This is a genomic window from Micromonospora sp. DH13 (assembly GCF_020873825.1).
Classification (GTDB): domain Bacteria; phylum Actinomycetota; class Actinomycetes; order Mycobacteriales; family Micromonosporaceae; genus Micromonospora; species Micromonospora haikouensis.
In genome coordinates this window covers 1-12,912 of the sequence record NZ_JAHWGR010000024.1, presented here as the reverse complement: position 1 = coordinate 12,912, position 12,912 = coordinate 1, and the positions used below count along the sequence as shown (strand labels likewise).

9 protein-coding genes and 1 pseudogene are annotated in these 12,912 nt (G+C 77.4%); 4 read left to right on the top strand and 6 right to left on the bottom strand.

What is annotated here, in order from left to right; genetic code table 11:
* Positions 1-23: 23 nt before the first annotated feature.
* The 6 genes and pseudogenes from LPA42_RS21670 to LPA42_RS21645 form a co-directional block, all read right to left on the bottom strand.
* The gene (locus LPA42_RS21670) at positions 24-1,244 is read right to left on the bottom strand and encodes an alkaline phosphatase family protein (protein ID WP_228986822.1); all 1,221 of its coding nucleotides are present in this window, start codon (positions 1,242-1,244) and stop codon (positions 24-26) included.
* Entirely contained in the window at positions 1,241-2,008 is a 768-nt protein-coding gene (locus LPA42_RS21665; protein ID WP_077939041.1) for a methyltransferase domain-containing protein, read from the bottom strand. Before LPA42_RS21665 ends, LPA42_RS21670 begins: the two co-directional genes overlap by 4 nt.
* 68 nt (positions 2,009-2,076) lie before the next feature.
* Positions 2,077-5,508 carry an error-prone DNA polymerase gene (locus LPA42_RS21660; protein WP_077939040.1) on the bottom strand — a complete coding sequence of 1,144 codons (3,432 nt, stop codon included), beginning with the start codon at positions 5,506-5,508 and terminating at the stop codon, positions 2,077-2,079.
* Between the two features lie 90 nt (positions 5,509-5,598).
* Positions 5,599-7,212: a DNA polymerase Y family protein gene (locus LPA42_RS21655; protein WP_077939039.1), complete on the bottom strand. Its 1,614-nt coding sequence runs from the start codon at positions 7,210-7,212 to the stop codon at positions 5,599-5,601.
* Between the two features lie 161 nt (positions 7,213-7,373).
* Positions 7,374-8,126, bottom strand: a pseudogene (locus LPA42_RS21650) (hypothetical protein); the annotation flags it as partial.
* 107 nt (positions 8,127-8,233) lie between these two features.
* Positions 8,234-8,683, bottom strand: a complete 450-nt coding sequence (locus tag LPA42_RS21645) for an SAV_6107 family HEPN domain-containing protein (RefSeq protein WP_077939038.1) — start codon at positions 8,681-8,683, stop codon at positions 8,234-8,236.
* 423 nt (positions 8,684-9,106) lie between these two features.
* Here LPA42_RS21645 and LPA42_RS21640 point away from each other — a divergent pair, with 423 nt between their 5' ends.
* The 4 genes from LPA42_RS21640 to LPA42_RS21625 all read left to right on the top strand — a co-directional run.
* Positions 9,107-10,090, top strand: a complete 984-nt coding sequence (locus tag LPA42_RS21640) for a DMT family transporter (protein WP_144082718.1) — start codon at positions 9,107-9,109, stop codon at positions 10,088-10,090.
* Positions 10,091-10,194: 104 nt separating this feature from the next.
* Positions 10,195-11,595, top strand: coding sequence for a ferric reductase-like transmembrane domain-containing protein (locus tag LPA42_RS21635; RefSeq protein ID WP_077939036.1), 1,401 nt, complete (start codon positions 10,195-10,197; stop codon positions 11,593-11,595).
* 19 nt (positions 11,596-11,614) lie between these two features.
* Positions 11,615-12,097, top strand: a complete 483-nt coding sequence (locus tag LPA42_RS21630) for an FMN-binding protein (protein WP_077939035.1) — start codon at positions 11,615-11,617, stop codon at positions 12,095-12,097.
* 17 nt (positions 12,098-12,114) lie between these two features.
* On the top strand, positions 12,115-12,912 hold a 798-nt coding region (locus LPA42_RS21625; protein ID WP_228986820.1), incomplete at its 3' end, for an FAD:protein FMN transferase.

The following is a 12,912-nucleotide window of genomic DNA, read 5'->3' as shown; positions in this document are numbered from 1 at the left end:
CCCCCGGGGCCGCGCCGCCCCGCTCAGCCGCGCACCACCAGCAGCGGGATCGTCATCTCGGCGGCCGTGTCCGACCCGTGGTAGGCCACCAGTCGGGAGTCCATGGGGTGCTCCGAGCGGGTGGCGACCACGGCGGACGTGCCCCGGCAGACCACCACCACGTCGCCGATGCGGCCCAGGTGCGCCTCGGGCACCGGCCCGAACCAGCCGGTCGCCACCGCCTCCTCGCGGCGCAGCACCCGGGCCGCGTCGCCGAGCACGGCCGACCAGGCGGCCACCACGTCCTCGGCCGCGCCCGGCGCGACGTGCAGGTAGCGGACCCGGGGCTCCCCGGCGAGCACCCGCACCCCGGCCCGCAGCCGGTCGTCGGCGTCGAAGTCGATCCGGTCGGCCGGCGGCACGTCGAGCTGGCCGTGGTCGGCGGTGACCAGCAGCGCGGCGTCCGGCGGCAGTCCGTCGACCAGCCGGGCGAGCAGCGCGTCCACCCCGGCCGCGGCGGCCCGCCACGGCGCCGAGTCGACGCCGGAGAGGTGGCCGTGCCGGTCCAGGTCGGGGTGGTAGCCGGAGACCAGGGTCGGCCCGGCCCCGGCGTGCAGCGCGGTCAGCATCGCGGTGGCCAGCGCGGCGGCGTCGGCGGCGCCCCGGTAGTCGCCGCCCCGGTTGGCGGCGAGGGTGAGCCCGCTGCCGGCGTACTCGGGGCGGCTCACCACGGTCACCGCGACCCCGGCGGCGCGGGCGCGTTCGAGCTGGGTGGCGACGGGCTGCCAGCGCAGCGGCTCCGGGTCGCCGGTCCACTCGATGTGGCTGAGCACCCGGTCGGTGTCGGGCACCCGCACCCGGAACCCGAGCACCCCGTGCGCGCCGGGCGCGGCCCCGGTGCCCAGCGTCACCAGGCTGGTCGGGGTGGTCGACGGGAAGCCGCAGGTGAGCGGGCGGCCGACGGTCGCGGCCAGCCCGGCGAGGGTCGGCGCGTGCGGGGCGGCGGTGGGGATCTGGTACCAGCCGAGCCCGTCGACCAGCAGCACCGCGACCCGCCGCACCCCGGCGAGTGCCGGCGTCAGGCCGAGCAGGTCGACGGCCCCGGGCACGCCGAGCACCGCCAGGGCGCTGGGCAGCACGTCGGCGAGGCTCGCCCCGCCGTAGCGGGGCGGCACCGGGGCCAGCGGATCGGCGGGCGGGCGCGGGGGCGGGACGGCGGCCCTGCGCGCGGGCTCCCCGGGCGGGGGCGGGACGGCGGCGGTCATGCCGGGCGGCGGGCGAAGAGGTGCAGCTGGGCCGCGAGGTCCCGGTACGGCGGCCGGGCGGCCAGGGCCCGCTCCAGCTCGACCACGGCGGCCTGCTGGCCGTCCGCGACGGCGGCGGGGAGGAGGTCGGCCAGGACGCGTACCCCGTGGATCTCCTCGACCGTGAGACCGGCGGCGGCCAGCAGCGCGGCGGCGCGGTCGGCGTCGTAGCGGCGGCGCAGGGTGTCGCGGGGGCCGGCGGTGCCGGCCGGGTCGGCGGCCAGGGCGGCGGCCACGTCGAGGTGGCCGTTCATCGCCCGGCCGAGCACCGCGGCGGCCTGCCCGGCCACCAGCACGCTCGCCGCGCCGCCCGGGCGCAGCGCGGTGACCAGCGCGGCCACCACGGGCGCGGGGTCGTCGACGACCTCCAGTACGGAATGGCAGAGCACCAGGTCGACGCTGGCCGGCTCGACCAGCCCGGCGAGGGCGTCGCCGTCGCCCTGGACGGCGCGCACCCGGTCGGCGACGCCGGACTCGGCGGCCCGGCGGGTGAGCGCGGCGAGCGCGTCGGGGCTGGCGTCGACCACGGTGACCCGGTGCCCGGCCTGCGCGAGCGGCACGGCGAAGCCGCCGGTGCCGCCGCCCACGTCGAGGACGGTGAGCCGGTCGCCGGCGCGGCGTTCCAGCTCGGCCCGGAGCACCGACCAGATGACGGCGGTACGGGGGGTCAACGGCGGGCCGGTGAACCGGGTACTGGTCTGCTCCACACGGTCGAGCCTAGTCAGCCCCGGCGGTGTTAACAGGGGGCCCCTGCTATGCAGAAAGCGTTAACAAGGTGCCCTTCCTTGCACCGTCAGCGGAAGTCGCGGGAGGCCGGGGCGACCGGCGGCTCGATCGGGTCGAGCCGGTCGGCGGTCAGGTTGGTCACCCCCTCGTGCCGCTGCAACCGGCCGCGCACCACCAGCGCGGCGCTGGTGCGCGCCACCTTCCGGTAGCGCTGCCACAGCCCCGGCGAGCAGGTGACGTTGAGCATGCCGGTCTCGTCCTCCAGGTTGAGGAAGGTGACCCCGCCGGCGGTCGCCGGCCGCTGCCGGTGGGTGACGATCCCGCCGACGCGGATCCGCCGGCCCGGCTCCACCCGCCCCAGCCGGGCGATCGGCACCGCGCCGAGGGCGTCGAGCCGGTCGCGCAGGAACCGGGCCGGGTGGCTCTCCGGCGACAGGCCCGTCGCCCAGACGTCGGCGACGAGGCGGTCCACCGCGTCCATGCCGGGCAGCGTCGGCGCGGTCGCGCCGGTCACCGTGCCCGGCAGCCGGCCCGGCCGGTCCTGGGCGGCCGCCCCGGCGGCCCAGAGCGCCTGCCGCCGGGTCAGACCGAAGCAGGCGAAGGCGTCGGCGGTGGCCAGCGCCTCCAGCTGCGCGGCCGACAGGCCCACGCGCCGGGCCAGGTCCGGCATGTCGCGGTACGGCCCGTGCGCCGCCCGCTCCGCCTCGATCCGCTCGGCAACCGGATCGCCGAGGGTACGCACGCCGCCCAGCCCGAGCCGCACCGCCGGACCGCCCAGCCCCCACGCGTGCGGCGGCTCGCCCGGCACGCTCCCCCACCGGGTCTCCGGGGTGGATTCCAGCACCGCCTTCGCGCCGCTGGCGTTGACGTCCGGCCGGCGCACCTGCACGCCGTGCCGCCGCGCGTCGTCGACCAGGGTCTGCGGCGAGTAGAAGCCCATCGGCTGGGCGTTGAGCAGCGCGGCCAGGAACGGGCCCGGGTGGTAGCGCTTCAGCCAGGAGCTGGCGTACACCAGGTAGGCGAAGCTCATCGCGTGGCTCTCCGGGAAGCCGTAGCTGGCGAACGCGGTGAGCTTGCGGTAGACGTCGTCGGCCAGCTCCCCGGCGATGCCCCGCTCGGCCATCCCCGCGTAGAGCCGGTCGGCGATCCGCGCCATCCGCTGCACCGACCGCTTCGCCCCCATCGCCCGGCGCAGCTGGTCGGCCTCCGCCGCGTCGAAGCCGGCCAGGTCGATGGCGAGCTGCATCAGCTGCTCCTGGAACAGCGGCACGCCGAGGGTCTTCTCCAGCGCGTTGCGCATCAGCGGGTGCGGGTACGCCACCGGTTCCTGGCCGTTGCGCCGCCGGATGTACGGGTGCACCGAGCCGCCCTGGATCGGGCCGGGCCGGATCAGCGCCACCTCCACCACCAGGTCGTAGAACTCGCGGGGCTTCAGCCGGGGCAGGGTGGCCATCTGGGCGCGGCTCTCCACCTGGAACACCCCCACCGAATCGGCCCGGCAGAGCATGTCGTAGACCTCGGGGTCGTCGAGGGTCATGTCGCCCAGGTCGAGGGTCTCGCCGATCATGTCGTAGCCGTAGTGCAGGGCGGAGAGCATGCCGAGGCCGAGCAGGTCGAACTTGACCAGCCCGACGGCGGCGCAGTCGTCCTTGTCCCACTGCAGCACGCTGCGGCCGGGCATCCGCCCCCACTCCACCGGGCAGACCTCGATCACCGGCCGGTCGCAGATCACCATCCCGCCGGAGTGGATGCCCAGGTGCCTCGGAAACGTCTGCAACTCGTTCGCGTACGCCACGACCTGCTCGGGGACGTCCTCGGCGTCGACCGCGGCGACCGAGCCCCAGCGGTCGATCTGCTTGCTCCAGGCGTCCTGCTGGCCGGGCGAGAAGCCGAACGCCTTCGCCACGTCCCGCACCGCCGAACGCGGCCGGTAGGAGATGACGTTGGCGACCTGGGCGGCGTGCTCCCGGCCGTACCGGGCGTAGACGTGCTGGATCACCTCCTCCCGGCGGTCGGACTCGATGTCCACGTCGATGTCGGGCGGCCCGTCGCGCTCCGGGGCGAGGAACCGCTCGAACAGCAGCCGGTGCCGCACCGCGTCCACGTTGGTGATCCGCAGCGCGTAGCAGACCGCCGAGTTGGCCGCCGACCCCCGGCCCTGGCAGTAGATGTCCTGCGCGCGGCAGAACGCGACGATGTCGTAGACCACCAGGAAGTAGCCGGGGAAGCCCAGCTCGTCGATCATCCGCAGCTCGTGGTCGAGCTGCGCGTACGCCTCCGGATGGGCCGCGGGCGGCCCGTACCGCTCGTGGGCCCCGGCCATGGTCAGCTCGCGCAGCCAGCTCATCTCGGTGTGCCCCGGCGGCACCGGGTACGCCGGCAGCTTCGGCGCGACCAGTTGCAGGTCGAACGCCAGCTCCGCGCCGAACTCGGCGGCCCGCGCCACCGCACCCGGGTAAGCGGTGAACCGCGCCGCCATCTCCGCCCCGTCGCGCAGGTGGGCGGTGCCGGCGGCGGGCAGCCAGCCGTCGATCTCGTCGAGGCTGCGCCGGGCCCGCACGGCGGCCAGGGTGGTGGCCAGCCGGCGGCGGCCCGGGGTGGCGTAGTGCACGTTGTTCGTGGCCACCGTGGGCAGCCCGGCGGCGCGGGCCAGCTCGGCGAGCGCGTCGTTGCGGTCGCCGTCGACCGGGTGCCCGTGGTCGGTCAGCTCCACCGCCACCGTCTCCGCGCCGAACAGCGCGGTGAGCCGGTCCAGCTCCCGGGCCGCCGCGTCGACGCCCGCGGTGAGCAGCGCGGCCGGCACGTGCCCCTTGCGGCAGCCGGTGAGCACCAGCACGTGGTCGCGCAGCTCGGCGGCGACCTCCTCCAGCTCCCCGTAGTCGGGGCGGCCCTTCTGGCCGCCGCGCAGCTGGGCCCGGGAGATGGTGGCGGCGAGCCGCGCGTATCCCTCGTGGCCGTGGGCGAGCACCAGCAGGTGCGCACCGAGCGGGTCGGGCTCGCCGTTCTGCGGGCCGGGCAGCCCGAGGGACAGCTCCGCGCCGAAGACCGTCGGCAGGTGCAGCGCGCGGGCCGCCTCGGCGAAGCGCACCACGCCGTAGAAGCCGTCGTGGTCGGTGACGGCGAGCGCGGTGAGCCCGAGCCGGGCCGCCTCCTCGGCCAGCTCCTCGGGGTGGCTGGCCCCGTCGAGGAAGCTGAAGTTGCTGTGCGCGTGCAGCTCGGCGTACGGCACGGCACCGCTGCCCGGCCCGCCACCGCCCGGCCCGCCGCCGGTGTGGTGGGGTGGCTCCGGCGGGGTGTACCGGCCCCGGCGGCGGCTCCAGGCGGGGCCGTCGCCCCCGTCGGCGTCGACGGCGAGGGGATCCACCACGGGCGGGTCCACGGCCCACAGGTGCCGCCCGCCCGCGCCGCCCTGCTCTCTGCTCCGACCCGGCTCGCCGCCCCGCCCGGAGAGCACCCGCTCCAGCTCCCCCCAGCCCATCCCGGGATTGTGAAAGCTCACCGCGCACCCCGTGACACGGAGATCTTGGTACGTTTCGGCCCCTGGAGGGGCCGAAACGTACCAAGATCTGCGGCGGGAAGGTCCGGGCGGTCAGTCATAGATCGCCTCCACCAGCCACTGGCCGGACTCGACCGCCAGCAGGAGGGCCGCCCCGTCGGCCAGGCACACCTGGAACCGGGCCCGGCGGCGGGCCTCCGCCGGGGACCACCAGCGCTCGTCCACCGGCCACGGGCCGGCCCAGCCGACGATCTCCACCGGGCGGGCCGCGCCGACGGCCAGCCGCGCCGGGGTGGCGGTGAGCTGGAGCCGCGCGCTGACCCCGACCGGCTCGCCGGCCGCGTCGTGGACGGTCGCGGCGAGCGGGGCGGGCAGCACCACGGCCGGCGAAGGCGGCGGCAGCCGACCCGGCCACGGCGGCGACGTGCCCCGCCCCAACGAGGCCGCCCCGCCCCGGGCAGGGCCGATCGGCTCGCCGGGGCGGGCGGGCAGCCGTTCGTCGCCCCACGGCACCAGCCGCACCTGGTCGTCCGGTGACCGGCCGCCGCCGAGCACCGCGGTGACCACCGCCTCGGGGCCGAGGAGGCCCTGCACCCGGCTCAGCGCCCGGTGCGCCCGCTCGCGTTCCTCGCCCGTCTCCCCCCACAGCCCGGGTTGCAGGTCGGCCCGGGCGAGCACCCCGTCGGGCACCAGGCGCAGCCGGATGATCCCGGCCGTCGGATGGGTCGGGCGGGCACCGGGGCGGCCGGCGCTGCCGGTGAGCCAGCCGTCGAGCTGCCATCGCACCCGGTCGGCGACGGCCGCCGCGGTGAGCAGCCCGTCGTGCCGCCACACGCGGTGCAGCTCCTGGCCGTCGGCGGTGACCGCCTCGATGCCCAGCCGGGTGCAGGCCAGCCCGTGCGCGGCGAGCCGGTCGTGCAACCGCTCGGCTAGCGCCCGGGCGGCGAAGGCGGCGGCGTCGACCCGGTCGATCGGCTCGTCGTGGTCGGCGGTGACGGCCAGGTCCGCCGGGGGCCGACGGACGGCCAACGGCCGGTGGTCCCGGCCGGCGGCGAGCCGGTGGGCCAGCGCGCCGTCGAACCCGAACCGGGCCAGCACGTCCCCGGCCGGCAGCGCGGCGAAGCCCCCCAGGGTGCGTACGCCGAGCCGGCGCAGCAGGTCGGCCAGGGCCGGCCGGCCGAGCGCCTCCACCGGCAGGCAGGCCAGGAAGCCGGGGGTGCCGTCGGGGGGCACCACCCGCCCGTCCCGGGCCGCCAGGCCGGCGGCGAACACCCCGTCGGCGATGCCCACCTGGCTCTCCACCGCACAGGTCTGGGCGACGTGCTCGATGATCCGCTCGGCGGCCGTCTCCTCGCCGCCCAGGTAGCGGGCCGGGCCCCGGGCGGCCAGCGCACAGGCGCCGGGGCGCACCACCTCGACGCCGGCGGCCAACTCCTCGACGGCGGCGACCACCGGCTCGAAGGCCCGGGCGTCCCGCCCCGGGTCGTGGTCGACGACGGTCAGCCGGGGGCAGCGCCCCTGCGCCTCCCGCTTGCGCAGGCCCCGGCGGACGCCCTCGGCGCGGGCCGCCTCGGAGCAGGCGACCACCCGGTTGGCGTGCAGCACGGCCACCGCCCCGGTCGCCGGCACCCCGTCGACGAGCTCGGCGGCGAGCACCGGCCAGTCGGGGCACCAGAGCAGCAGCGTCCGCACCGGCGCCTCGGTCACGCCGGGCCGACCATGGTGAGCGTGCCCCGGCGGGGCGGTGCGTCCGCCGACGGCGGGACGGCCGACGACAGCGGGACGGCCGACGACAGCGGGACGGCCGACGACAGTGGGACGGCCGACGACAGTGACGACGCGGCGGGCGACGGCGGTGACTCGACCGACCGCGGCGCAACCGACGACGGCGGGACGGGGCGGAGCCGGCCGGCGGCCGAGCGGCCGGTGGCGGAGCCGCCCGACGCGACGGGTGGGCGGGGGATGACCCGGGTGAGCGCGTCTCCGGGAAGCCAGACCTTGATCTCCTTGGGCCGGGCCGCCGCGCCCCGCCCCCGGGCGCAGATGGTGACCTCGCGCCGCCGCAGCCGGCCCCGGCCCTGGCCCAGCCCTTCCCAGACGCCCCGGACCACCTGCAGCGTGACGTCCGCGCCGTCCCACCGGCCGTACGGGACGAGCACGCTGCCGCGCTGCCGCGCTCGGGCGGCCAGCCGGTTGGCCACGGAGGCGGAGACGGTGGCCGGCACGGCGGCGACCACCACGTCCACCCCGTCGATCAGGGCGGCGACGACGGTCGGCCAGTCCGGCCCGGGCTGCGGCACCAGGGCGAGCCGGTCCAGGGCGATGCCGGCCTCGGCCGCGGCCCCCGCGCCGAAGGTCGGCACCCCCACCACGGCGCACCACGAGCCGGCCCGGGACGCCTCGGCGAGCAGCGCCAGCACCAGGGAGGTGCCGCCGCTGTGCCGGGGCTGGCCGGCGGCGACCGCGATCGTGCTGCCCCGACGCAGCCCCCGGCTGGGCAGCAGGCCGGTCAGCTCGGCGGCCACCGGCAGCATCCGGTGCGCCCCGGCCGGGTCCGGCGCGCTCGCCGGACGGACCAGGCCGGCCAGTGCGGCGGAACCGACCACCATGCGGCCCGCCATCGGACCTACCCCCTGTCGTGCCTCGCCCGTCGTTGCCGAAGTGCCGTGCGGAAGTGCCGTGCCGAAGTGCCGAAGTGCCGTGCTGGGTGGGTGGGCGCCGGTCGCGGTCAGGCGGCGAGGCCGTCGAGCGCCGGCTGGTGGGTCAGCCCGAGGGAGGTCTCCACCACCGTCACGAACTGCTCGGCCGCCCGGAGCAGGTCGTCGGCCTGCCGGGCGCTGACCACCCGGGGGATGCCGGCCTCGGCGGCGGCGCGCTTGCCCGCGCCGGCGGCGAAGTAGGCGGCCCACTCGTCCAGCTCGGGGGCGACGGTGCAGAGCAGGACCCAGACGCTGGTGATGCGGTGTCGCCGGGCCGGCGCGGGGCGGGCGCGGGCGGCGAGCACGGCCGCGGCGGCGCGGAGGGCGGCGAGGTGGGCCGCGGCGTAGCGCAGGCCGTCGGGGCGGGTGCGGGCGGCCTCCGCCAGCCCGTGCCGGGCCACCGCGAGGAGCTGGGCCGGGGTGCGGTTCGGCAGCACGTGCGCCGGCACCGTCGGTGGCTGGGCCGAGTTGGTCGGCATGGGCTGTCTCCTCCACGTGGCCGGGGCCGGGCACGGCGGCCGGGGCCGCCGGCACGGGCCGGGTCGGGTGGTGCGGAGGAAGACGCACCGGGTGGGGCCGGCCGGGTGTGGACGCTTCCCCACACCACACCCGGCCGGCGATACCGGCGGGTTCGTCGCCCGCCGCCCGGGGGTCGTGGGCGGCGGGCGACGCTCCTGCCTGACGGACCCGGACTCGCGACTGCCCGGGACCCAGGTGCGGCCCGCGGAGCCGCACCGCCCGGGGCCGGCGCCGCGAAACACCACCCCGGGTTGTTGGAACGGGCGTTCGAGGCAATCGAACACTCGTTCTAACTACTGCTGACAGTACACCCCGCGCCCGACGAAAACGCAACGTGTGGCAGGCCGGCGTGCCGAAACAGGCGGCGACGCTAGCCTCTGCTGGTGACGACTCCCCGCCCCGCCCTCGGTGTCGCCATGGTGCTCGGCTCGGGAGCCCTGTTCGCCGTCAACGGCACGGTCTCCAAGCTGGTGCTCCGGGCCGGCCTGAACGCGCAGCAGCTGACCCTGCTGCGCGCCCTGGGCGCGGTCGCCATCCTGCTGCTGCTCAGCGTCGCGCTGCGTCCGGGGGCACGCCGGCTGCGGGTCACCGCCCGGCAGCTGCCGCTGCTGATCGGGTACGGCCTGACCGGCTTCTTCCTGGTGCCGATGCTCTACTTCGTCGCCATCTCCCGGCTGCCGGTCGGGATCGGCCTGCTGTTCGAGTACTCCGCCCCGCTGCTGGTCGCCCTCTGGGCCCGGTTCGGCCAGCGGCACCGGGTCCGTCCCCGGCTCTGGGTCGGCCTGGCGCTGAGCCTCGTCGGGCTGGGCTGCGTGGCCGAGGTGTGGGGCGGGCTGCGGCTGGACGGCCTGGGCGTGCTGGCCGGCGTGGGCGCGGCGGTCTTCCTGGCCGGCTACTACGTGCTCGGGGCGCGGGGCGTGCAGGGCCGCGACACCCTGTCGCTGTGCACCTGGGCGTTCGGCGGGTCCGCCGTGGCCGGGCTGATCACCCGCGCGGTCACCGCCGGCACCGGCGGCTGGGAGCCGCTGACCGGCCGCGCCGGGGGCGTGCCGGTCGCGCTGCTCTGCGCGTACGTGGTGGTGCTCGGCTCGGTCGTGCCGTACCTGCTGGTGGCCGGCGCGATGCGGCACCTGCCCGCGACCAGCGTCGGGATCGTCGGCATGGTGGAGCCGGTGCTCGCCGCGGCGGTCGCCTGGGTGGTCATCGGCGCGGGCGAGGCGCTCAACGTCGCCCAGCTCGGCGGCGGCGCGCTGGTGCTGCTCGGGGTGGTGCTGGCCGAGACGGCCCGGGCCGCCCCGCCCGGGCGGCAGACCGTGCCGCCCGCGCCCGACGCGGTGGTCACCGGCGCTGCCGCCGCCGGCCGCTGACCGCCGGGATTCTCAGTACGCGCACAGGTTTCACAAGGGGCCGGTCGAGGTCACCGCCGCAGGGTGGACCCCATGAACGTCAGTCGTACCGAAACGATCGACGGATGAGCGCCGCCGTCGCCGAACGACCGGCCCCGGCCCGCCTCGTCCCGCCGGGAGCCCCCGGCTGGTGGGCCGACGTGGCGGGCGTCGCCGCCGCGCTCAGCCTGCTCGTGGTCACCGCCCTCTGGACGGCCGACCGGGGGGTGCAGGAGCTGCTGTCCGGGGTGGCCACCGGCCTCACCTCCGCCGGCCGGCTCACCGGCCTGCTCAGCGCCGACCTGATGCTGATCCAGGTGGTCCTGATGGCCCGGGTGCCGCTGGTCGAGCGGCGCTTCGGCCAGGACCGGATCGCCCGCTGGCACCGGCTCGCCGGCTTCGCCTCGTTCCACCTGCTGCTGGCCCACGTGGCGCTGACCACCATCGGGTACGCGGGCACCGCCCGCGAGGACGTCGTCACGCAGTTCTGGCTGCTGGTCACCGGGTACCCGGGGATGCTGCTGGCCACCGCCGCGCTGGGCCTGCTGGTGCTGGTGGTGGTCACGTCGGTGCGGGCGGCCCGCCGCCGGTTGCGCTACGAGTCCTGGCACCTGCTGCACCTGTACGCGTACCTGGGGATCGCGCTGGCGCTGCCGCACCAGCTCTGGACCGGCGCGGACTTCGTCGCCTCACCCGTCGCGCGGGCGTACTGGTGGACGGCGTACCTGCTGGCGCTGGGCAGCGTGCTGGTGTTCCGGCTGGGGCTGCCGGCGTGGCGCTCCCTGCGACACCGGGTCGAGGTGGCGGCGGTGGTGCCCGAGGCGCCGGGGGTGACGTCGGTGTGGCTGCGCGGGCGGGACCTGCACCGGCTGCCCGTGCGGGCGGGGCAGTTCTTCTCCTGGCGGTTCCTCGACGGCCCCGGCTGGTCCCGGGCCCACCCGTACTCGCTGTCGGCGCCCCCGTCGGGGGACCTGATGCGGATCACCGTGAAGGACCTCGGCGACGGCAGCGCCCGGGTGGCCGCCCTGCGCCCCGGCACCCGGGTGCTGCTGGAGGGCCCGTACGGGCGGCTGACCGGGGAGCACTGGCGCGGCGGCGGGATCACGATGTTCGCCTGCGGGGTCGGCGTCACGCCGCTGCTGGCGCTGCTGTGGGAACTGCCGTACGCCCCGGGGCAGGCGGTGCTGCTCTACCGCGCGCGTACCGAGGAGGAGATCGCCTTCCGCGCGGAGCTGGACCGGCTCGCGGCCGAGCGCGGGGTGGTGGTGCACCACCTGGTCGGCCCGCGCGCCGGGCGACCCGCCTGGCTGCCGGCGTACGCGGAGGGGGCGACCGACGCCGAGGCGCTGCGCCGGCTCTCCCCCGACATCGCCGACCACGACGTCTTCCTCTGCGGCCCGGACGGCTGGGTCGACGCGGCACGGGCCGCCACCCGCGCCGCCGGGGTGCCCGACGAGCACACCCACCACGAACGTTTTGCCTGGTGACAGGCGCGAAGGGGTTTCCATGCGACGGATCACCGTGTGGCTGCTGTCCACCGTGGCGGCGCTGGTGCTGCTGTTCAGCTACAAGACCAGCACGATGGGGGTGGGCGGGGAGAGCAGCGCGATCGCCGCCGGCACGGGCGGCGACGCCAGCACCGGCTCGTCCACCACCGGCACCGACACCGGCCCGTCGGGCACCGACGCCGACACCGGCTCGTCCGGCACCGGCGCCGGGCGGTACGACGGGTCGGTGGCGCAGACCCGGTGGGGGCCGGTGCAGGTCCGGATCACCGTCTCCGGCGGGAAGATCACCGACGTCACCGCGCTCCAGGTGCCCGACGGCAACCACCGGGACCAGCAGATCAACGACTACGCGGTGCCGATCCTGCGGCAGTCGGCCCTGGCCGCGCAGAGCGCCGACATCGACACGGTCTCCGGGGCCACCGTCACCAGCGACGGCTACCGGGAGTCCCTCCAGGCCGCCATCGACGCGGCGCACCTGTGAACGGGAAGGTGGACACGATGGCCACGACCACCGAGCCGGGCCGGCGGGCCTGGGTGGAACAGGTGATGGGACTGCCGGTGAGCGTGCACCTGCGCGGGCCCGGGGTGCGCGACGAGGCCGTCGCCGCCCGGGTGGAGGCGTTCTTCGCCGAGCTGCGCGCGGCCGACGACACGTTCAGCACGTACCGGCCGGACAGCGTCCTCGGCCGGCTCGCCGGCCGGTCGCCCGACCCGGCCACCGCCGACCCGGCGGTGCGGGAGGTGGTCGAGCTGTGCGAGCTGGCCCGGCTGCGCACCGGCGGCCGGTTCGACGCCCGGCGGCTGCCGCTGCCGCGCGGCGGCGTCGGCTTCGACCCGTCCGGGCTGGTCAAGGGCTGGGCGGTCGAACGGGCGGCCCGGTGGCTGACCGACCTGGCCGACCACGACGTGTGCCTCAACGCCGGGGGCGACGTGCTGCTGCGCGCCGCGCCCGACCGGCCGGCGTGGCGGGTCGGCGTCGAGGACCCGCAGTCCCCGGGGCACCTGCTCGACGTGCTGGAGCGGGCGTCCGGGGCGGTCGCCACCTCCGGCACCGCCCGGCGCGGCGCGCACATCACCGACCCGCGCGCCGGCCGGCCCGCCGGGGCCGTCCGATCCGTCACCGTGGTCGGCCCCGACCTGCTGTGGGCCGACGTGTACGCCACGGCTGCCGTCGCCGGGGGCCCGGACGCCCTGGACTGGCTGGCCGCCCTCGACGGGTACGCCGCCCTGCTGGTGACCGCCGACGGCCGGGTCCGGGCCACCCCGCGCTGGCCGGGCACCCGGCCGGCGCGGGGT

Excerpts from the sequence above, each read along its gene's own strand:
- LPA42_RS21670 (WP_228986822.1), bottom strand. The coding sequence starts at position 1,244 with ATGACCGCCGCCGTCCCGCCCCCGCCCGGGGAGCCCGCGCGCAGGGCC.
- LPA42_RS21645 (WP_077939038.1), bottom strand. The coding sequence starts at position 8,683 with ATGCCGACCAACTCGGCCCAGCCACCGACGGTGCCGGCGCACGTGCTG.
- LPA42_RS21630 (WP_077939035.1), top strand. The coding sequence starts at position 11,615 with ATGCGACGGATCACCGTGTGGCTGCTGTCCACCGTGGCGGCGCTGGTG.
- LPA42_RS21635 (WP_077939036.1), top strand. The coding sequence starts at position 10,195 with ATGAGCGCCGCCGTCGCCGAACGACCGGCCCCGGCCCGCCTCGTCCCG.